25 protein-coding genes and 2 pseudogenes are annotated in these 17,172 nt (G+C 66.0%); 26 read left to right on the top strand and 1 reads right to left on the bottom strand.

What is annotated here, in order from left to right:
* Nucleotides 1-6: 6 nt before the first annotated feature.
* On the top strand, nucleotides 7-2,133 hold the full coding sequence (gene fusA, locus DEJ48_RS15905; RefSeq protein WP_150216772.1) for an elongation factor G: 2,127 nt from the start codon (nucleotides 7-9) through the stop codon (nucleotides 2,131-2,133).
* A 143-nt stretch (nucleotides 2,134-2,276) separates the two neighbouring features.
* A complete protein-coding gene (gene tuf, locus DEJ48_RS15900) occupies nucleotides 2,277-3,470 on the top strand; it encodes an elongation factor Tu (RefSeq protein WP_055564553.1) in 1,194 nt (397 codons plus the stop codon).
* 209 nt (nucleotides 3,471-3,679) lie between these two features.
* Here tuf and DEJ48_RS41070 read toward each other — a convergent pair.
* Nucleotides 3,680-3,853 (bottom strand): annotated as a pseudogene (locus DEJ48_RS41070) (ADP-ribosylglycohydrolase family protein); the annotation flags it as partial.
* Nucleotides 3,854-4,045: 192 nt separating this feature from the next.
* On the opposite strand from DEJ48_RS41070, the pseudogene DEJ48_RS41065 reads away from it, so the two are divergent.
* From DEJ48_RS41065 to DEJ48_RS15765, 24 genes and pseudogenes are all read left to right on the top strand, one after another.
* Nucleotides 4,046-4,228 (top strand): annotated as a pseudogene (locus DEJ48_RS41065) (ADP-ribosylglycohydrolase family protein); the annotation flags it as partial.
* A gap of 956 nt (nucleotides 4,229-5,184) precedes the next feature.
* Nucleotides 5,185-5,493 (top strand): 30S ribosomal protein S10, encoded by a 309-nt coding sequence (gene rpsJ, locus DEJ48_RS15880; RefSeq protein WP_003948644.1) that lies wholly within the window; start codon nucleotides 5,185-5,187, stop codon nucleotides 5,491-5,493.
* A gap of 14 nt (nucleotides 5,494-5,507) precedes the next feature.
* Nucleotides 5,508-6,152, top strand: a complete 645-nt coding sequence (gene rplC / locus DEJ48_RS15875; RefSeq protein ID WP_055564825.1) for a 50S ribosomal protein L3 — start codon at nucleotides 5,508-5,510, stop codon at nucleotides 6,150-6,152.
* An 8-nt stretch (nucleotides 6,153-6,160) separates the two neighbouring features.
* The gene (gene rplD / locus DEJ48_RS15870) at nucleotides 6,161-6,814 is read left to right on the top strand and encodes a 50S ribosomal protein L4 (protein WP_150216767.1); all 654 of its coding nucleotides are present in this window, start codon (nucleotides 6,161-6,163) and stop codon (nucleotides 6,812-6,814) included.
* Nucleotides 6,814-7,233, top strand: coding sequence for a 50S ribosomal protein L23 (gene rplW, locus DEJ48_RS15865; protein ID WP_055564827.1), 420 nt, complete (start codon nucleotides 6,814-6,816; stop codon nucleotides 7,231-7,233). The genes rplD and rplW overlap by 1 nt, the downstream gene beginning before the upstream one ends.
* Nucleotides 7,234-7,272: 39 nt before the next feature.
* On the top strand, nucleotides 7,273-8,109 hold the full coding sequence (gene rplB / locus DEJ48_RS15860; RefSeq protein WP_055564828.1) for a 50S ribosomal protein L2: 837 nt from the start codon (nucleotides 7,273-7,275) through the stop codon (nucleotides 8,107-8,109).
* Between the two features lie 12 nt (nucleotides 8,110-8,121).
* The gene (rpsS, locus tag DEJ48_RS15855) at nucleotides 8,122-8,403 is read left to right on the top strand and encodes a 30S ribosomal protein S19 (protein ID WP_069770399.1); all 282 of its coding nucleotides are present in this window, start codon (nucleotides 8,122-8,124) and stop codon (nucleotides 8,401-8,403) included.
* A 41-nt stretch (nucleotides 8,404-8,444) separates the two neighbouring features.
* Complete coding sequence (gene rplV, locus DEJ48_RS15850) at nucleotides 8,445-8,792, top strand: 50S ribosomal protein L22 (RefSeq protein ID WP_004571827.1); 348 nt, start codon at nucleotides 8,445-8,447, stop codon at nucleotides 8,790-8,792.
* Entirely contained in the window at nucleotides 8,792-9,625 is an 834-nt protein-coding gene (gene rpsC, locus DEJ48_RS15845) for a 30S ribosomal protein S3 (RefSeq protein ID WP_055564829.1), read from the top strand. The genes rplV and rpsC overlap by 1 nt, the downstream gene beginning before the upstream one ends.
* A 5-nt stretch (nucleotides 9,626-9,630) precedes the next feature.
* Nucleotides 9,631-10,050: a 50S ribosomal protein L16 gene (gene rplP / locus DEJ48_RS15840; RefSeq protein ID WP_014047785.1), complete on the top strand. Its 420-nt coding sequence runs from the start codon at nucleotides 9,631-9,633 to the stop codon at nucleotides 10,048-10,050.
* On the top strand, nucleotides 10,050-10,274 hold the full coding sequence (gene rpmC, locus DEJ48_RS15835) for a 50S ribosomal protein L29 (RefSeq protein WP_006347226.1): 225 nt from the start codon (nucleotides 10,050-10,052) through the stop codon (nucleotides 10,272-10,274). Before rplP ends, rpmC begins: the two co-directional genes overlap by 1 nt.
* Nucleotides 10,274-10,561 carry a 30S ribosomal protein S17 gene (gene rpsQ / locus DEJ48_RS15830; RefSeq protein WP_150171090.1) on the top strand — a complete coding sequence of 96 codons (288 nt, stop codon included), beginning with the start codon at nucleotides 10,274-10,276 and terminating at the stop codon, nucleotides 10,559-10,561. The genes rpmC and rpsQ overlap by 1 nt, the downstream gene beginning before the upstream one ends.
* A 99-nt stretch (nucleotides 10,562-10,660) precedes the next feature.
* A complete protein-coding gene (gene rplN, locus DEJ48_RS15825; protein WP_003974257.1) occupies nucleotides 10,661-11,029 on the top strand; it encodes a 50S ribosomal protein L14 in 369 nt (122 codons plus the stop codon).
* A gap of 2 nt (nucleotides 11,030-11,031) precedes the next feature.
* A complete protein-coding gene (gene rplX, locus DEJ48_RS15820) occupies nucleotides 11,032-11,355 on the top strand; it encodes a 50S ribosomal protein L24 (protein WP_016645174.1) in 324 nt (107 codons plus the stop codon).
* Nucleotides 11,355-11,912 carry a 50S ribosomal protein L5 gene (gene rplE, locus DEJ48_RS15815; protein ID WP_055564831.1) on the top strand — a complete coding sequence of 186 codons (558 nt, stop codon included), beginning with the start codon at nucleotides 11,355-11,357 and terminating at the stop codon, nucleotides 11,910-11,912. Before rplX ends, rplE begins: the two co-directional genes overlap by 1 nt.
* A 5-nt stretch (nucleotides 11,913-11,917) precedes the next feature.
* Complete coding sequence (locus DEJ48_RS15810; protein WP_003956452.1) at nucleotides 11,918-12,103, top strand: type Z 30S ribosomal protein S14; 186 nt, start codon at nucleotides 11,918-11,920, stop codon at nucleotides 12,101-12,103.
* Between the two features lie 221 nt (nucleotides 12,104-12,324).
* On the top strand, nucleotides 12,325-12,723 hold the full coding sequence (gene rpsH, locus DEJ48_RS15800; protein WP_018528360.1) for a 30S ribosomal protein S8: 399 nt from the start codon (nucleotides 12,325-12,327) through the stop codon (nucleotides 12,721-12,723).
* Between the two features lie 21 nt (nucleotides 12,724-12,744).
* The gene (gene rplF, locus DEJ48_RS15795; RefSeq protein WP_055553508.1) at nucleotides 12,745-13,284 is read left to right on the top strand and encodes a 50S ribosomal protein L6; all 540 of its coding nucleotides are present in this window, start codon (nucleotides 12,745-12,747) and stop codon (nucleotides 13,282-13,284) included.
* Between the two features lie 3 nt (nucleotides 13,285-13,287).
* Nucleotides 13,288-13,671: a 50S ribosomal protein L18 gene (rplR, locus tag DEJ48_RS15790; protein ID WP_055564833.1), complete on the top strand. Its 384-nt coding sequence runs from the start codon at nucleotides 13,288-13,290 to the stop codon at nucleotides 13,669-13,671.
* A 41-nt stretch (nucleotides 13,672-13,712) separates the two neighbouring features.
* A complete protein-coding gene (rpsE, locus tag DEJ48_RS15785; RefSeq protein ID WP_055564834.1) occupies nucleotides 13,713-14,318 on the top strand; it encodes a 30S ribosomal protein S5 in 606 nt (201 codons plus the stop codon).
* A complete protein-coding gene (gene rpmD, locus DEJ48_RS15780) occupies nucleotides 14,318-14,500 on the top strand; it encodes a 50S ribosomal protein L30 (protein WP_005481207.1) in 183 nt (60 codons plus the stop codon). Before rpsE ends, rpmD begins: the two co-directional genes overlap by 1 nt.
* Nucleotide 14,501: 1 nt before the next feature.
* The gene (rplO, locus tag DEJ48_RS15775) at nucleotides 14,502-14,957 is read left to right on the top strand and encodes a 50S ribosomal protein L15 (protein ID WP_055564835.1); all 456 of its coding nucleotides are present in this window, start codon (nucleotides 14,502-14,504) and stop codon (nucleotides 14,955-14,957) included.
* Nucleotides 14,958-15,181: 224 nt separating this feature from the next.
* Nucleotides 15,182-16,495 (top strand): preprotein translocase subunit SecY, encoded by a 1,314-nt coding sequence (gene secY / locus DEJ48_RS15770; RefSeq protein ID WP_150216765.1) that lies wholly within the window; start codon nucleotides 15,182-15,184, stop codon nucleotides 16,493-16,495.
* Nucleotides 16,495-17,148: an adenylate kinase gene (locus tag DEJ48_RS15765; protein WP_150216763.1), complete on the top strand. Its 654-nt coding sequence runs from the start codon at nucleotides 16,495-16,497 to the stop codon at nucleotides 17,146-17,148. The genes secY and DEJ48_RS15765 overlap by 1 nt, the downstream gene beginning before the upstream one ends.
* Nucleotides 17,149-17,172 lie beyond the last annotated feature (24 nt).

Raw genomic sequence — 17,172 nt, 5'->3', positions numbered from 1 at the left:
GCCGACATGGCTACCACTTCACTTGACCTGGCCAAGGTGCGCAACATCGGCATCATGGCCCACATCGACGCGGGCAAGACGACGACCACCGAGCGGATCCTGTTCTACACCGGTGTGTCGTACAAGATCGGTGAGGTCCACGACGGCGCCGCGACGATGGACTGGATGGAGCAGGAGCAGGAGCGTGGCATCACGATCACCTCTGCTGCCACCACCTGTCACTGGCCGCTGAACGACGTCGATCACACGATCAACATCATCGACACCCCGGGCCACGTCGACTTCACCGTCGAGGTGGAGCGTTCGCTCCGCGTGCTCGACGGTGCCGTGACGGTGTTCGACGGCGTCGCCGGTGTTGAGCCCCAGTCCGAGACCGTGTGGCGTCAGGCGGACCGCTACGGCGTCCCGCGCATCTGCTTCGTCAACAAGCTCGACCGTACGGGTGCCGAGTTCCACCGCTGCGTCGACATGATCGTCGACCGCCTCGGTGCGACCCCGATCGTCATGCAGCTGCCCATCGGCGCAGAGGCTGACTTCCAGGGCGTCGTCGACCTCGTCACCATGAAGGCCTTCGTCTGGTCCGCAGAGACCAAGATGGGCGAGGCCTACGACATCGTCGACATCCCCGCCACGCACACCGAGGCTGCCGAGGAGTACCGCGGCAAGCTCCTCGAGGCCGTCGCGGAGAACGACGAGCAGATGATGGAGCTGTACCTCGAGGGCCAGGAGCCCACCGAGGAGCAGCTGTACGCGGCGATCCGTCGCATCACCATCGCCTCCGGCAAGGGCGGCGACACCACCGTCACCCCCGTGTTCTGCGGCACCGCGTTCAAGAACAAGGGCGTTCAGCCCCTGCTCGACGCCGTCGTGCGCTACCTGCCGTCCCCCCTGGACGTCGAGGCCATCGAGGGCCACGACGTCAAGGACCCGGAGACGGTCGTCAAGCGCAAGCCGTCCGACGAGGAGCCGCTGTCGGCTCTCGCGTTCAAGATCGCGAGCGACCCGCACCTCGGCAAGCTCACCTTCGTCCGGATCTACTCCGGTCGCCTGGAGGCCGGCACCGCGGTGCTGAACTCCGTCAAGGGCAAGAAGGAGCGCATCGGCAAGATCTACCGCATGCACGCGAACAAGCGTGAGGAGATCGCGTCGGTGGGCGCCGGTGACATCGTCGCCGTCATGGGTCTGAAGCAGACCACCACGGGTGAGACGCTCTGTGACGACAAGCAGCCGGTGATCCTGGAGTCCATGGACTTCCCGGCGCCGGTCATCCAGGTCGCCATCGAGCCGAAGTCCAAGGGCGACCAGGAGAAGCTGGGTGTCGCCATCCAGCGCCTCTCGGAGGAGGACCCCTCCTTCCAGGTCCACTCGGACGAGGAGACCGGCCAGACCATCATCGGTGGTATGGGCGAGCTTCACCTCGAGGTGCTCGTCGACCGCATGAAGCGCGAGTTCCGCGTCGAGGCGAACGTCGGCAAGCCGCAGGTCGCGTACCGCGAGACGATCCGCAAGACCGTCGAGCGCGTGGACTACACCCACAAGAAGCAGACCGGTGGTACCGGTCAGTTCGCCAAGGTGCAGATCGCGATCGAGCCGATCACGGACGGCGACGCGTCGTACGAGTTCGTGAACAAGGTCACCGGTGGCCGCATCCCGCGGGAGTACATCCCGTCGGTCGACGCCGGTGCGCAGGAAGCCATGCAGTTCGGCATCCTCGCGGGCTACGAGATGACGGGCGTCCGCGTCACGCTTCTCGACGGTGCCTACCACGAGGTCGACTCCTCGGAGCTCGCCTTCAAGATCGCCGGTTCGCAGGCCTTCAAGGAGGCCGCGCGCAAGGCGTCCCCCGTGCTGCTCGAGCCGATGATGGCCGTCGAGGTCACCACGCCCGAGGACTACATGGGCGATGTCATCGGTGACATCAACTCCCGCCGTGGCCAGATCCAGGCCATGGAGGAGCGCAGCGGCGCTCGCGTCGTGAAGGGCCTCGTGCCCCTCTCGGAGATGTTCGGCTACGTCGGAGACCTCCGCAGCAAGACGTCGGGTCGCGCAAGCTACTCAATGCAGTTCGACTCCTACGCCGAGGTTCCGCGGAACGTCGCCGAGGAGATCATCGCGAAGGCCAAGGGCGAGTAACTCACCCGAGTTCACGCTTTAGGCTTGACACCATCCGCCGGGGTTCGAACCCCAGGGCAAGAACCCCGGCGGCTGGCTTCCCAGCAAAGATCACCTGGCGCCGATGAAGCAAGGCGTACAGAACCACTCCACAGGAGGACCCAGTGGCGAAGGCGAAGTTCGAGCGGACTAAGCCGCACGTCAACATCGGCACCATCGGTCACATTGACCACGGTAAGACGACCCTCACGGCCGCCATTACCAAGGTGCTGCACGACGCGTACCCCGACCTGAACGAGGCCTCGGCCTTCGACCAGATCGACAAGGCTCCCGAGGAGCGCCAGCGCGGTATCACGATCTCCATCGCGCACGTCGAGTACCAGACCGAGGCGCGTCACTACGCCCACGTCGACTGCCCCGGTCACGCGGACTACATCAAGAACATGATCACGGGTGCCGCGCAGATGGACGGCGCGATCCTCGTGGTTGCCGCCACCGACGGCCCGATGCCGCAGACCAAGGAGCACGTGCTCCTGGCCCGCCAGGTCGGCGTTCCGTACATCGTTGTCGCCCTGAACAAGGCCGACATGGTGGACGACGAGGAGATCCTGGAGCTCGTCGAGCTCGAGGTCCGTGAGCTCCTCTCCGAGTACGAGTTCCCGGGCGACGACGTTCCGGTCGTCAAGGTCTCGGCGCTCAAGGCGCTCGAGGGCGACAAGGAGTGGGGCAACTCCGTCCTCGAGCTCATGAACGCCGTCGACTCCGCCATCCCGGAGCCCGAGCGTGACGTCGACAAGCCGTTCCTGATGCCGATCGAGGACGTCTTCACGATCACCGGTCGTGGCACCGTCGTCACCGGTCGTATCGAGCGTGGTGTCCTCAAGGTCAACGAGACCGTCGACATCATCGGCATCAAGACCGAGAAGACCACCACCACGGTCACCGGCATCGAGATGTTCCGCAAGCTGCTCGACGAGGGCCAGGCCGGTGAGAACGTCGGTCTGCTCCTCCGTGGCATCAAGCGCGAGGACGTCGAGCGCGGCCAGGTCATCATCAAGCCCGGTTCGGTCACGCCGCACACCGAGTTCGAGGCCCAGGCCTACATCCTGTCGAAGGACGAGGGTGGCCGTCACACCCCGTTCTTCAACAACTACCGCCCGCAGTTCTACTTCCGCACCACCGACGTGACCGGCGTCGTGACCCTCCCCGAGGGCACCGAGATGGTCATGCCGGGCGACAACACTGAGATGACCGTTGAGCTCATCCAGCCCGTCGCGATGGAAGAGGGCCTGAAGTTCGCCATCCGTGAGGGTGGCCGGACCGTCGGCGCCGGCCAGGTCACCAAGATCAACAAGTAAGTCCTCCCGACTTGCTTGCGGATCGGGGCAACCCGGTCGCTCTGAACTGAGCGCATCGCAGTGGCAGTAACGGAAGAGCCCGTACGACTTCGGTCGTACGGGCTCTTTCGCCTGTCCGGGCCGGGCAGGTCAGGCGCGGTCCCACCGGCTGCCCAAGGCCTGGAGAGCCGCTCCCCGTACTTCACGGCCTCCACCCACTCCGGAGGCCACCCCGAGGGGCCCCGGTGCGCCCCCGCGAACGCTCCCGCGAGAGCCGCCGTCGCCGCCGACGCGCCCGATGTGTGGGATGCCCGGCGCAGGGCGTGGCGAGGGTGGGCCTCCGAGGCCAGGAAGGCGTACAGCGCGGCGCCCAGCACCCGCTCCGCCGTCCACGCCGCACCCACCCCGCGGCTCCGGGCTCCGCGCCGGTCCCCAGCGCCGCCTCCACCGCGTCCGGCGTCGCCGCGCACTCGTCCCAGCCCGCCGCGATGAACGCCGCCCGCTCGGCCCGGGGTGCCAGATCGCCCAGCCAGTCCGTGTAGTACGTGGACCGGGACGTCGATACGTGCAGACGCAGCTCCGCCAGCAGGTGGGCCGGTTCGCAGCGGTGCGCGGCGGTGGTACGAGCGGCGACGGTGGGCGTGGCCCCGTACCTGACCCCCGATCAACGCTCGGGAATCGCCCAACTACAGGCAGCCCTCACGCACGCCCACCCCACGGCCTTGGCGGCGAGCGACCTGACGGCACACGTGGTGGACCTGCTGCGGGAGGGCGGAGAGGGGGCGGCCCATCACGTCGCCGATCGCCAGGCCCAGGAGGGCCGCGCGGGACGACCTCCACACGGAGCGTCGGTAGGGCTGGTCCGCCAGGTCGTACAGGGCCTTCAGGCTCGGGGCGGTGGAGAGCGAGCCGGGGAGGGCGGAGGGCTCCCGGAGCAGGGTGGTCAGAGCCGTCTCGGGGGCCAGGCCGGCGGCCTTCGCGCGGCGCAGCCGCGTCATCCACCGGGTGTCGTTCCGCGCCGCGGTTCCGGCGTCCGCGCGTACGATCCAGCCCGCCGCGTCGTCCTCGTCGCACGCCCACACGTACGTGGTGACGGTGCCGCCGTCGTCCGCGACGGCCACGTACCGGACGGGGCGGGTCGCCCCGTCCGCGTACTCGGCGGGGCCGCTCACGTGCGAGAAGGCCGGGTCCTCCGCGAAGCGCGGGTTGATTTACTTCCGTGGGAGGAAGCGGGGCCGGGGGTGGTTGCAGCGCTCACGCGGCCCACCCTGCCGAATGGATCACCGGCGCGCCGCACCCGCCCCGGGTTTGATCTCCGTCACCCAGGGGGTACTCTCTTCGGCTCGATTGGCACCACACGTGCCCCGTATGGCAGACTGTCCTGGTTGCTCGGTTGAGTGCCGATGCTGCGCGCCTCCCGCCGGGAGGACCGGAAGCGAGTCCCACAGTACTCGTCGCCTTATCTGCCCCAGGGTCCGCGAGGATCCGAACGGCAGCGCTTTGGCGGACGTACGGGAATCTTCCGGGAAGTGCGGTGCGGTGGCTCAACCAGGCGCCCGGTGGGTTTCTTCCCCCGGACCCGCGGTCGTTCAGGGCCGCAGCCCCTAGCAGGGAACTCCTTCGGGAGAACTGTGTGAGCGGGACTGCGACACGCCCGACCGCGTGGGTCGGAGGAAGTAGAAAAAAGGACCTTCCGGGGGCCAGAGCGTTCGAGACGAAGGACTACTAAGTAGCCATGGCGGGACAGAAGATCCGCATCCGGCTCAAGGCCTACGACCACGAGGTCATCGACTCCTCGGCGAAGAAGATCGTCGAGACGGTGACCCGCACTGGTGCGTCGGTCGCGGGCCCGGTGCCGCTGCCCACTGAGAAGAACGTGTACTGCGTCATCAAGTCGCCGCACAAGTACAAGGACTCTCGCGAGCACTTCGAGATGCGCACGCACAAGCGCCTGATCGACATCCTCGACCCGACCCCCAAGACCGTTGACTCGCTGATGCGCCTGGACCTTCCGGCCGGCGTTGACATCGAGATCAAGCTCTGAAGGGCGCGAAGAAGATGACCAAGCAGATCAAGGGCATCCTGGGCGAGAAGCTCGGCATGACCCAGGTCTGGGACGAGAACAACCGTGTCGTCCCGGTGACCGTGGTCAAGGCCGGACCCTGCGTCGTTACCCAGGTCCGTACGAATGACAGCGACGGCTACGAGTCGGTCCAGATCGCCTTCGGCGAGATCGACCCGCGCAAGGTGAACAAGCCCCTCAAGGGCCACTTCGCCAAGGCCGACGTGACCCCCCGTCGCCACCTCGTCGAGATCCGTACCGCTGGTGCCAGCGAGTACACCCTCGGCCAGGAGCTGACTGCCGAGACGTTCGAGGCCGGTATCAAGGTCGACGTCACCGGCAAGAGCAAGGGCAAGGGCTTCGCCGGTGTGATGAAGCGTCACAACTTCGCCGGTGGCAAGGCCTCCCACGGTGCCCACCGCGTGCACCGCAAGCCCGGTTCCATCGGTGGCTGCGCCACGCCCGGCCGTGTGTTCAAGGGCCAGCGCATGGCCGGTCGCATGGGCAGCGAGCGGGTCACCACCCAGAACCTGACCGTCCACGCCGTTGACGCGGAGAAGGGTCTGCTGCTCATCAAGGGCGCGGTTCCTGGTCCGAACGGCGGCCTCGTCCTGGTCCGTACTGCGGCCAAGGGGGCCTGAGGTAACCCATGAGCACCATTGACATCCTTTCGCCGGCAGGCGACAAGACCGGGACGGTCGAGCTCCCCGCGGAGATCTTCGACGTCGAGAAGATCAGCATCCCGCTGATCCACCAGGTCGTCGTCGCGCAGCTGGCCGCGGCCCGTCAGGGCACGCACAAGACCAAGACCCGCGGCGAAGTCCGTGGTGGTGGCAAGAAGCCTTACCGCCAGAAGGGCACCGGCCGCGCGCGCCAGGGTTCGACCCGTGCGCCGCAGTTCGCCGGCGGTGGCGTCGTCCACGGCCCCGTGCCGCGTGACTACTCGCAGCGCACGCCCAAGAAGATGAAGGCTGCCGCTCTGCGTCACGCCCTCACCGACCGGGCGCGCAACTCCCGCATCCACGTTGTCACCAACGTGGTCGAGGGCGACATCTCCACGAAGGCCGCGAAGACGCTGCTCGGCAAGGTCAGCGAGCGCAAGAACGTGCTCCTGGTCATCGACCGCGCGGACGAGACTTCGCTGCTCTCCGCCCGCAACCTGCCCCAGGTCCACATCCTGGAGCCGGGCCAGCTGAACACGTACGACGTGCTCGTCTCGGACGACGTGGTCTTCACCAAGGCCGCGTTCGAGTCCTTCGTGTCCGGCCCGAAGGCCACTGACACCGAAGGGAGCGAAGCCTGATGGCCATCCGTCACCAGAGCATCGCGTCCAAGGCCGCGAAGGCCGCCAAGGCCGCGCGCGTCGCCAAGGCGAAGCGCATCGCGACCGAGGGCAAGATCGCCGTTGAGCCCACCCCGCTGAGCAAGTCCTTCTCGGACCCGCGCGACGTCCTCGTCAAGCCGGTCGTCTCCGAGAAGTCGTACGCGCTGCTCGACGAGGGCAAGTACACGTTCATCGTGGCTCCGGGCGCCAACAAGACCCAGATCAAGCAGGCCGTCGAGGCGGTCTTCTCGGTCAAGGTCACCGGCGTCAACACGATCAACCGTCAGGGCAAGCGGAAGCGTACGCGCACCGGGTTCGGCAAGCGTGCCGACACCAAGCGCGCCATCGTGACCCTTGCTGAGGGCGACCGTATCGACATCTTCGGCCAGGCCTCCTAACGGAGCGCCCTGGTCCGAATATCGGACGAGGACTGAGAAATGGGAATCCGCAAGTACAAGCCGACTACGCCGGGCCGTCGTGGCTCCTCCGTAGCCGACTTCGTCGAGGTAACGCGGTCCACGCCGGAGAAGTCGCTGGTTCGCCCGCTGCACAGCAAGGGCGGCCGTAACAATTCCGGTCGTGTGACCGTTCGCCACCAGGGTGGTGGCCACAAGCGCGCCTACCGCGTGATCGACTTCCGTCGCCACGACAAGGACGGCGTGCCGGCCAAGGTCGCGCACATCGAGTACGACCCCAACCGCACGGCGCGCATCGCGCTGCTGCACTACGCGGACGGCGAGAAGCGCTACATCCTCGCCCCGCGCGGCACGCAGCAGGGTGACCGGATTGAGAGCGGCCCCGGTGCCGACATCAAGCCCGGCAACAACATGGCGCTGCGCAACATCCCCGTGGGTACGACGATCCACGCCATCGAGCTGCGGCCCGGCGGCGGCGCGAAGTTCGCCCGCTCCGCGGGTGCCTCCGTGCAGCTGCTCGCGAAGGAAGGCGCCATGGCGCACCTTCGCATGCCGTCCGGTGAGATCCGCCTGGTCGACGTCCGCTGCCGCGCCACCATCGGCGAGGTCGGCAACGCCGAGCAGTCGAACATCAACTGGGGCAAGGCCGGCCGTATGCGCTGGAAGGGCGTCCGCCCGACCGTGCGTGGTGTCGTGATGAACCCGGTCGACCACCCGCACGGTGGTGGTGAAGGCAAGACTTCCGGTGGTCGTCACCCGGTCTCGCCGTGGGGCAAGAAGGAGGGTCGTACTCGTGATCGCAACAAGGCGAGCAACAAGTACATCGTCCGTCGCCGCAAGTCGAACAAGAAGCGCTAGGAGCGGGTTTAGATGCCGCGCAGTCTCAAGAAGGGGCCCTTCGTCGACGACCACCTCGTAAAGAAGGTGGACGCTCAGAACGAAGCCGGTTCCAAGAACGTCATCAAGACCTGGTCCCGTCGCTCGATGATCATTCCCAGCATGCTGGGTCACACGATCGCGGTGCACAACGGCAAGACCCACATCCCGGTGTTCGTCACCGAGTCGATGGTCGGCCACAAGCTCGGCGAGTTCTCGCCGACTCGCACCTTCCGCGGCCACGTCAAGGACGACCGGAAGTCGAAGCGCCGCTAGTGCGGGGTGGAACGACTATGACTAACACCGAAGGGACAACCATGGAAGCCAGGGCCCAGGCGCGGTACATCCGCGTCACGCCCATGAAGGCCCGCCGCGTGGTGGACCTCATCCGTGGCATGGATGCCACGGAGGCTCAGGCGGTCCTGCGTTTCGCCCCGCAGGCCGCGAGCGTGCCGGTCGGCAAGGTGCTGGACAGCGCCATTGCCAACGCCGCGCACAACTACGACCACACCGACGCCTCTTCGCTGGTCATCAGCGAGGCGTACGTGGATGAGGGCCCGACCCTGAAGCGGTTCCGTCCGCGTGCTCAGGGCCGTGCCTACCGGATCCGTAAGCGGACCAGCCACATCACCGTGGTCGTCAGCAGCAAGGAAGGAACCCGGTAATGGGCCAGAAGGTAAACCCGCACGGGTTCCGGCTCGGTGTCACGACCGACTTCAAGTCGCGTTGGTATGCCGACAAGCTGTACAAGGACTACGTCAAGGAAGACGTCGCCATCCGTCGGATGATGACGTCCGGCATGGAGCGCGCCGGCATCTCGAAGGTTGAGATCGAGCGCACCCGTGACCGCGTGCGTGTGGACATCCACACCGCTCGTCCCGGCATCGTCATCGGCCGTCGTGGCGCCGAGGCCGACCGCATCCGCGGTGACCTCGAGAAGCTCACGGGCAAGCAGGTCCAGCTGAACATCCTCGAGGTCAAGAACCCCGAGGTCGACGCTCAGCTCGTGGCCCAGGCCGTCGCGGAGCAGCTGTCCTCCCGCGTCTCCTTCCGTCGCGCCATGCGTAAGAGCATGCAGTCGGCGATGAAGGCGGGCGCCAAGGGCATCAAGATCCAGTGTGGTGGCCGCCTCGGTGGCGCCGAGATGTCGCGCTCGGAGTTCTACCGCGAGGGCCGTGTGCCCCTGCACACGCTCCGCGCCAACGTGGACTACGGCTTCTTCGAGGCCAAGACGACCTTCGGCCGCATCGGTGTGAAGGTCTGGATCTACAAGGGCGACGTCAAGAACATCGCCGAGGTCCGCGCCGAGAACGCCGCTGCCCGCGCCGGCAACCGCCCGGCCCGTGGTGGCAACGACCGCCCGGCCCGCGGTGGCCGTGGTGGCGAGCGTGGCGGCCGCGGTCGCAAGCCGCAGCAGTCGGCTCCGGCCGCCGAGGCCCCCAAGGCCGAGGCGCCCGCCGCTGCTCCGGCTGCTGAGAGCACCGGAACGGAGGCCTGACCGAAATGCTGATCCCCCGTAGGGTCAAGCACCGCAAGCAGCACCACCCGAAGCGCAGCGGTATGTCCAAGGGTGGCACGCAGGTTGCGTTCGGCGAGTACGGCATCCAGGCGCTGACCCCGGCGTACGTGACGAACCGTCAGATCGAGGCCGCTCGTATCGCCATGACGCGTCACATCAAGCGCGGTGGCAAGGTCTGGATCAACATCTACCCGGACCGCCCCCTCACCAAGAAGCCTGCCGAGACCCGCATGGGTTCCGGTAAGGGTTCTCCGGAGTGGTGGATCGCCAACGTCAAGCCCGGACGCGTGATGTTCGAGCTGTCGTACCCGAACGAGAAGATTGCTCGTGAGGCGCTCACCCGCGCTGCTCACAAGCTTCCGATGAAGTGCCGCATCGTCCGGCGCGAGGCAGGTGAGTCGTGATGTCGGCCGGTACCAAGGCGTCCGAGCTGCGCGAGCTGGGCAACGAGGAGCTTGTCAACAAGCTTCGCGAGGCCAAGGAAGAGCTGTTCAACCTCCGCTTCCAGGCGGCGACGGGCCAGCTCGAGAACCACGGCCGGCTCAAGGCCGTCCGTAAGGACATCGCGCGGATCTACACCCTCATGCGTGAGCGCGAGCTGGGCATCGAGACGGTGGAGAGCGCCTGATGAGCGAGAGCAACGTGACTGAAGAGACGAAGGCCGCGCGCGGCTTCCGCAAGACCCGTCAGGGTCTGGTCGTCAGCGACAAGATGGACAAGACCGTCGTCGTCGCTGTCGAGGACCGCGTGACGCACGCGCTGTACGGCAAGGTCATCCGCCGTACGAACAAGCTCAAGGCGCACGACGAGCAGAACGCTGCCGGCGTCGGCGACCGCGTCCTCCTGATGGAGACGCGTCCGCTGTCCGCCACCAAGCGCTGGCGCATCGTCGAGATCCTCGAGAAGGCCAAGTAATTCTCCGAGGGGCACCCCCCTCGGAGTTCGTTCCGCCAGGCTCCCGGGGCAGTTCGCTGAACTGCCCCGGGGGAACCGGCAGACAAACAGGAGATAGACGTGATCCAGCAGGAGTCGCGACTGCGCGTCGCCGACAACACGGGTGCGAAGGAAATTCTCACCATCCGTGTTCTCGGTGGCTCGGGTCGCCGCTACGCGGGCATCGGTGACGTCATCGTCGCCACCGTGAAGGACGCGATCCCCGGTGGCAACGTGAAGAAGGGTGACGTCGTCAAGGCGGTCATCGTTCGCACCGTCAAGGAGCGCCGCCGTCCGGACGGCTCGTACATCCGCTTCGACGAGAACGCCGCCGTCATTCTGAAGAACGACGGCGACCCTCGCGGCACCCGTATCTTCGGCCCCGTCGGCCGTGAGCTGCGCGAGAAGAAGTTCATGAAGATCATCTCGCTCGCGCCGGAGGTGCTGTAAGCATGAAGATCAAGAAGGGCGACCTGGTCCAGGTCATCACCGGTAAGGACAAGGGCAAGCAGGGCAAGGTCATTGCCGCTTACCCGCGCGACGAGCGCGTCCTGGTCGAGGGTGTCAACCGGGTCAAGAAGCACACGAAGGCCGGCCCGACCGCCAGCGGCTCGCAGGCCGGCGGCATCGTGACCACCGAGGCCCCCGTCCACGTCTCCAACGTCCAGCTGGTCGTGGAGAAGGACGGCAACAAGGTCGTCACGCGCGTCGGTTACCGCTTCGACGACGAGGGCAACAAGATCCGCGTTGCCAAGCGGACGGGTGAGGACATCTGATGACGACCACCACCACTCCGCGTCTCAAGACGAAGTACCGCGAGGAGATCACGGGCAAGCTGCGTGAGGAGTTCTCGTACGAGAACGTCATGCAGATCCCCGGCCTGGTCAAGATCGTGGTCAACATGGGTGTCGGCGACGCCGCCCGTGACTCGAAGCTGATCGACGGCGCCATCCGCGACCTCACCACGATCACCGGTCAGAAGCCGGCCGTGACGAAGGCCCGGAAGTCCATCGCGCAGTTCAAGCTGCGCGAGGGCCAGCCGATCGGCTGCCACGTCACGCTCCGTGGCGACCGCATGTGGGAGTTCCTGGACCGCACCCTGTCGCTCGCGCTGCCGCGCATCCGCGACTTCCGTGGTCTGTCCCCCAAGCAGTTCGACGGCCGTGGCAACTACACCTTCGGTCTCACGGAGCAGGTCATGTTCCACGAGATCGACCAGGACAAGATCGACCGCGTCCGGGGTATGGACATCACCGTGGTGACCACGGCGACCAACGACGCTGAGGGCCGTGCGCTCCTTCGTCACCTCGGCTTCCCGTTCAAGGAGGCGTAAGCGAGATGGCGAAGAAGGCTCTGATTGCCAAGGCTGCTCGTAAGCCCAAGTTCGGTGTGCGTGCGTACACCCGCTGCCAGCGCTGCGGCCGTCCGCACTCCGTCTACCGCAAGTTCGGCCTCTGCCGCGTGTGCCTTCGTGAGATGGCTCACCGTGGCGAGCTGCCGGGCGTGACCAAGAGCTCCTGGTAGTCCCCACCTTTTCGAAGGTTTTTGGGACTCCTGGATCTCTCGGTAAGTAAAGGGCTGGCAGCCGCCCTCCTCCAGATGGCTTAGGCTAGGAGGGTTGGGCGTCTGCCGCCCTGACCGACTTACTACGCCGTAGGTCCCCGCGCCGCACCCGTCCCGCCTCTGAGTGGGGAGAGGGATGGCGCAGATAGGAAACCCCGGCGAGAGAGGCCGAAGGCCAATTCATGACCATGACTGATCCGATCGCGGACATGCTGACTCGTCTGCGTAACGCGAACTCGGCGTACCACGACACCGTGGCGATGCCGCACAGCAAGATCAAGTCTCACATCGCGGAGATCCTCCAGCAGGAGGGCTTCATCACGGGCTGGAAGGTCGAGGACGCCGAGGTCGGCAAGAACCTCGTTCTCGAGCTGAAGTTCGGCCCGAACCGTGAGCGCTCCATTGCGGGCATCAAGCGGATCTCCAAGCCCGGTCTCCGGGTTTACGCGAAGTCCACCAACCTGCCGAAGGTCCTCGGCGGCCTCGGCGTGGCGATCATCTCCACGTCGCACGGTCTCCTGACCGGCCAGCAGGCAGGCAAGAAGGGCGTAGGTGGGGAAGTCCTCGCCTACGTCTGGTAGTCGGGAACGGAGGAATAGCTAATGTCGCGTATTGGCAAGCTCCCCATCACGGTTCCCGCCGGCGTGGACGTCACCATCGACGGCCAGACGGTCGCGGTCAAGGGCCCCAAGGGTGCCCTGAGCCACACCATCGTCGCGCCGATCGAGATCGCTAAGGGTGAGGACGGCGTCCTGAACGTCACCCGCCCGAACGACGAGCGTCAGAACAAGGCCCTCCACGGCCTGTCCCGCACGCTGGTGGCGAACATGATCACCGGCGTGACCCAGGGTTACGTGAAGAAGCTCGAAATCAGCGGTGTCGGTTACCGCGTCCTGGCGAAGGGCTCCAACCTGGAGTTCTCGCTCGGCTACAGCCACCCGATCCTGATCGAGGCGCCCGAGGGCATCTCCTTCAAGGTCGAATCGGCGACCAAGTTCTCGGTCGAGGGCATCGACAAGCAGAAGGTCGGCGAGGTTGCGGCCAACATCCGCAAGCTGCGCAAGCCCGACCCGTACAAGGCCAAGGGCGTCAAGTACGAAGGCGAAGTCATCCGCCGCAAGGTCGGAAAGGCGGGTAAGTAAGCCATGGCATACGGTGTCAAGATTGCTAAGGGCGACGCTTACAAGCGTGCTGCCATCAAGCGTCGTCACATCCGCATCCGTAAGCACATCTCGGGTACGGCTGAGCGTCCTCGCCTGGTCGTGACGCGCTCGAACCGCCACATCGTGGCCCAGGTCATCGACGACATCAAGGGTCACACCCTTGCGTCGGCGTCGACCCTGGACACCACGATCCGCGGCGCCGAGGGCGACAAGTCCGCGGCCGCCAAGTCGGTCGGCGCCCTGGTCGCCGAGCGCGCCAAGGCCGCCGGTGTCGAGACTGTCGTGTTCGACCGTGGTGGTAACCAGTACGCCGGGCGCATCGCCGCCCTGGCGGACGCCGCCCGCGAAGCCGGACTCAAGTTCTGAGTCGGTTCCGTAGCTAGCGGAAACAGAGAGAGGTAATTCCAATGGCTGGACCCCAGCGCCGCGGTGGCGGTGCCGGTGGCGGCGAGCGGCGGGACCGGAAGGGTCGCGACGGTGGCAACGCCGCCGCCGAGAAGACCGCGTACGTTGAGCGCGTTGTCGCGATCAACCGCGTCGCCAAGGTTGTGAAGGGTGGTCGTCGCTTCAGCTTCACTGCGCTCGTCGTAGTGGGCGACGGTGACGGCACCGTGGGTGTCGGTTACGGCAAGGCCAAGGAGGTGCCGGCCGCCATCGCCAAGGGTGTTGAGGAGGCCAAGAAGCACTTCTTCAAGGTCCCCCGTATCCAGGGCACCATCCCGCACCCGATCCAGGGCGAGAAGGCCGCGGGCGTCGTCCTGCTCAAGCCTGCTTCCCCCGGTACCGGTGTTATCGCCGGTGGCCCGGTGCGTGCCGTGCTCGAGTGCGCCGGCGTGCACGACATCCTGTCGAAGTCCCTGGGCTCCGACAACGCGATCAACATCGTGCACGCGACCGTGGCGGCCCTCAAGGGCCTGCAGCGTCCCGAGGAGATCGCGGCTCGCCGTGGTCTGCCCCTCGAGGACGTCGCCCCCGCGGCTCTGCTTCGTGCGCGTGCGGGAGCGGGTGCGTAATGGCACAGCTCAAGATCACGCAGACGAAGTCGTACATCGGCAGCAAGCAGAACCACCGCGACACCCTGCGTTCCCTTGGTCTCAAGGGCATCAACACGCAGGTCGTCAAGGAGGACCGCCCCGAGTTCCGCGGAATGGTGCACACCGTCCGCCACCTCGTGACGGTTGAGGAGGTCGACTGACATGGCGGAGCAGAACCCGCTGAAGGTCCACAACCTCCGGCCCGCCCCGGGCGCCAAGACCGCCAAGACCCGTGTGGGTCGTGGTGAGGCGTCCAAGGGTAAGACCGCTGGTCGTGGTACCAAGGGCACCAAGGCCCGTTACCAGGTTCCGGAGCGCTTCGAGGGTGGCCAGATGCCCCTCCACATGCGTCTCCCGAAGCTCAAGGGCTTCAAGAACCCGTTCAAGACCGAGTTCCAGGTCGTGAACCTCGACAAGCTGAGCGCGCTGTACCCGGAGGGTGGCGAGGTCACCGTCGAGGGTCTCGTCGCCAAGGGTGCCGTTCGCAAGAACAGCCTCGTCAAGGTGCTCGGCCAGGGTGAGGTCACCGTGGCGCTGCAGGTGACGGTCGACGCCGTCTCCGGCTCCGCCAAGGAGAAGATCACCGCCGCCGGCGGTACCGTCACCGAGCTCGTCTGATTCATCCAGACGTGTCGATGACATGAGCGATTCCCAGCCGGGGATGCCCCACAAAAGGGGCATCCCCGGTTGGTCGTTCCTAGGGGGGCACGGTCGCCGGTAAGGTGGCGTGCACTGTCTAAGCTCCGTGCGGTCTGTCCGCACGGTTTTCTTGACTGATACGTATTCGTCGAACCTCAGACCACCACCTCTGGCGCACGCGCGCGGGGGTCGCAGGAGGCACCGTGCTCACCGCGTTCGCCCGGGCGTTCAAGACGCCCGACCTGCGCAAGAAGCTGCTCTTCACACTCGGCATCATCGTGATCTACCGGGTGGGTACGCATGTGCCGATTCCCGGTGTCGACTACCGGAACGTCCAGACCTGCATCGACAACGCCAATGCGAACCAGGGCCTGTTCGGTCTCGTCAACATGTTCAGCGGTGGCGCGCTGCTGCAGATCACGATCTTCGCGCTCGGCATCATGCCGTACATCACGGCGAGCATCATTCTGCAGCTGCTGACCGTGGTGATCCCGCGACTCGAGGCCCTCAAGAAGGAGGGCCAGGCCGGCACCGCGAAGATCACGCAGTACACGCGCTATCTGACCATCGCGCTCGCGATCCTCCAGGGCACCGGCCTCGTCGCCACCGCCCGCACCGGCACCCTCTTCCAGGGCTGCCCCGTGGCCAGCGAGATCGTGCCCGACCAGTCGATCTTCGTCACCGTCACGATGGTCATCACGATGACCGCAGGTACGGCCTGTGTCATGTGGCTCGGCGAGCTCATCACCGACCGCGGCATCGGCAACGGCATGTCGATCCTGATGTTCATCTCGATCGCCGCGACCTTCCCGAGCGCCCTGTGGGCCATCAAGCAGCAGGGTGACCTGGCGGGCGGCTGGATCGAGTTCGGCACCGTCATCGCGGTCGGTCTCGTGATGGTCGGTCTGGTGGTCTTCGTCGAGCAGGCGCAGCGCCGCATTCCGGTCCAGTACGCGAAGCGAATGATCGGTCGCCGGTCCTACGGCGGTACGTCGACGTACATTCCGCTGAAGGTCAACCAGGCGGGCATCATCCCTGTGATCTTCGCCTCGTCACTGCTTTACATTCCGGCCCTCGTGGCTCAGTTCGCGGGCGGCAACTCGGGATGGAAGACGTGGATCGAGGCGAACCTGACCAAGGGTGACCACCCGATTTACATCGCCACGTACTTCATCCTGATCGTCTTCTTCGCCTTCTTCTACGTCGCGATCTCCTTCAACCCCGAGGAAGTCGCCGACAACATGAAGAAGTATGGTGGCTTCATCCCGGGCATCCGGGCTGGCCGTCCGACCGCTGAGTACCTGAGTTACGTACTCAACCGGATCACCTGGCCGGGTTCGCTGTATTTGGGTCTGATCGCTCTTGTGCCGACGATGGCGTTGGTGGGCTTCCAGGCGAACCAGAACTTCCCGTTCGGCGGGACGAGCATCCTCATCATCGTGGGTGTGGGTCTGGAAACCGTGAAGCAGATCGAGAGCCAGCTCCAGCAGCGCAATTACGAAGGGTTCCTCCGCTGATGCGAATCGTCCTCGTCGGGCCGCCCGGTGCGGGCAAGGGAACGCAGGCCGCGTTCCTCGCCAAGAACCTGTCGATCCCGCACATCTCCACGGGCGACCTCTTCCGTGCCAACATCAGCCAGGGCACGGACCTGGGCAAGCAGGCGAAGGCGTACATGGACGCCGGAAACCTCGTCCCCGACGAGGTGACCATCGGCATGGCGAAGGACCGCATGGCGCAGTCGGACGCCGAGAACGGCTTCCTGCTCGACGGGTTCCCGCGCAACGTGTCGCAGGCGGAGGCGCTGGACGTGGCGCTCAAGGCCGACGACGTGAAGCTCGACGCCGTCCTGGACCTGGAGGTCCCGGAGGACGAGGTCGTCAAGCGGATCGCGGGCCGGCGGATCTGCCGCAAGGACTCCAGCCACGTCTTCCACGTGACGTACAGCAAGCCGAAGGTCGAGGGCGTCTGCGACGTCTGCGGCGGCGAGCTCTACCAGCGCGAGGACGACAGTGAGGACACGGTCCGCAAGCGCCTCGAGGTCTACCACACGCAGACCGAGCCGATCATCGACTACTACCGGACCCAGGGTCTGGTCGTGACGATCTCGGCGCTCGGCAAGGTGGACGAGGTCACCGCGCGCGCGATGGACGCGCTCAAGGGCGACAAGTAGTTCAGTACGCTGTTTCCGGCCGCG

Source organism: Streptomyces venezuelae (assembly GCF_008642315.1).
Taxonomy (GTDB): domain Bacteria; phylum Actinomycetota; class Actinomycetes; order Streptomycetales; family Streptomycetaceae; genus Streptomyces; species Streptomyces venezuelae_D.
This window is presented reverse-complemented; position numbering and strand designations above follow the sequence as displayed.

Bases quoted from the DNA above. Each gene is read 5' to 3' on its own strand.
- fusA (WP_150216772.1), top strand. From the start codon at position 7: ATGGCTACCACTTCACTTGACCTGGCCAAGGTGCGCAACATCGGCATC.
- rpsJ (WP_003948644.1), top strand. From the start codon at position 5,185: ATGGCGGGACAGAAGATCCGCATCCGGCTCAAGGCCTACGACCACGAG.
- rplC (WP_055564825.1), top strand. From the start codon at position 5,508: ATGACCAAGCAGATCAAGGGCATCCTGGGCGAGAAGCTCGGCATGACC.
- rplD (WP_150216767.1), top strand. From the start codon at position 6,161: ATGAGCACCATTGACATCCTTTCGCCGGCAGGCGACAAGACCGGGACG.
- rplW (WP_055564827.1), top strand. From the start codon at position 6,814: ATGGCCATCCGTCACCAGAGCATCGCGTCCAAGGCCGCGAAGGCCGCC.
- rplB (WP_055564828.1), top strand. From the start codon at position 7,273: ATGGGAATCCGCAAGTACAAGCCGACTACGCCGGGCCGTCGTGGCTCC.
- rpsS (WP_069770399.1), top strand. From the start codon at position 8,122: ATGCCGCGCAGTCTCAAGAAGGGGCCCTTCGTCGACGACCACCTCGTA.
- rplV (WP_004571827.1), top strand. From the start codon at position 8,445: ATGGAAGCCAGGGCCCAGGCGCGGTACATCCGCGTCACGCCCATGAAG.
- rpsC (WP_055564829.1), top strand. From the start codon at position 8,792: ATGGGCCAGAAGGTAAACCCGCACGGGTTCCGGCTCGGTGTCACGACC.
- rplP (WP_014047785.1), top strand. From the start codon at position 9,631: ATGCTGATCCCCCGTAGGGTCAAGCACCGCAAGCAGCACCACCCGAAG.
- rpmC (WP_006347226.1), top strand. From the start codon at position 10,050: ATGTCGGCCGGTACCAAGGCGTCCGAGCTGCGCGAGCTGGGCAACGAG.
- rpsQ (WP_150171090.1), top strand. From the start codon at position 10,274: ATGAGCGAGAGCAACGTGACTGAAGAGACGAAGGCCGCGCGCGGCTTC.
- rplX (WP_016645174.1), top strand. From the start codon at position 11,032: ATGAAGATCAAGAAGGGCGACCTGGTCCAGGTCATCACCGGTAAGGAC.
- rplE (WP_055564831.1), top strand. From the start codon at position 11,355: ATGACGACCACCACCACTCCGCGTCTCAAGACGAAGTACCGCGAGGAG.
- DEJ48_RS15810 (WP_003956452.1), top strand. From the start codon at position 11,918: ATGGCGAAGAAGGCTCTGATTGCCAAGGCTGCTCGTAAGCCCAAGTTC.
- rpsH (WP_018528360.1), top strand. From the start codon at position 12,325: ATGACCATGACTGATCCGATCGCGGACATGCTGACTCGTCTGCGTAAC.
- rplF (WP_055553508.1), top strand. From the start codon at position 12,745: ATGTCGCGTATTGGCAAGCTCCCCATCACGGTTCCCGCCGGCGTGGAC.
- rplR (WP_055564833.1), top strand. From the start codon at position 13,288: ATGGCATACGGTGTCAAGATTGCTAAGGGCGACGCTTACAAGCGTGCT.
- rpsE (WP_055564834.1), top strand. From the start codon at position 13,713: ATGGCTGGACCCCAGCGCCGCGGTGGCGGTGCCGGTGGCGGCGAGCGG.
- rpmD (WP_005481207.1), top strand. From the start codon at position 14,318: ATGGCACAGCTCAAGATCACGCAGACGAAGTCGTACATCGGCAGCAAG.
- rplO (WP_055564835.1), top strand. From the start codon at position 14,502: ATGGCGGAGCAGAACCCGCTGAAGGTCCACAACCTCCGGCCCGCCCCG.
- DEJ48_RS15765 (WP_150216763.1), top strand. From the start codon at position 16,495: ATGCGAATCGTCCTCGTCGGGCCGCCCGGTGCGGGCAAGGGAACGCAG.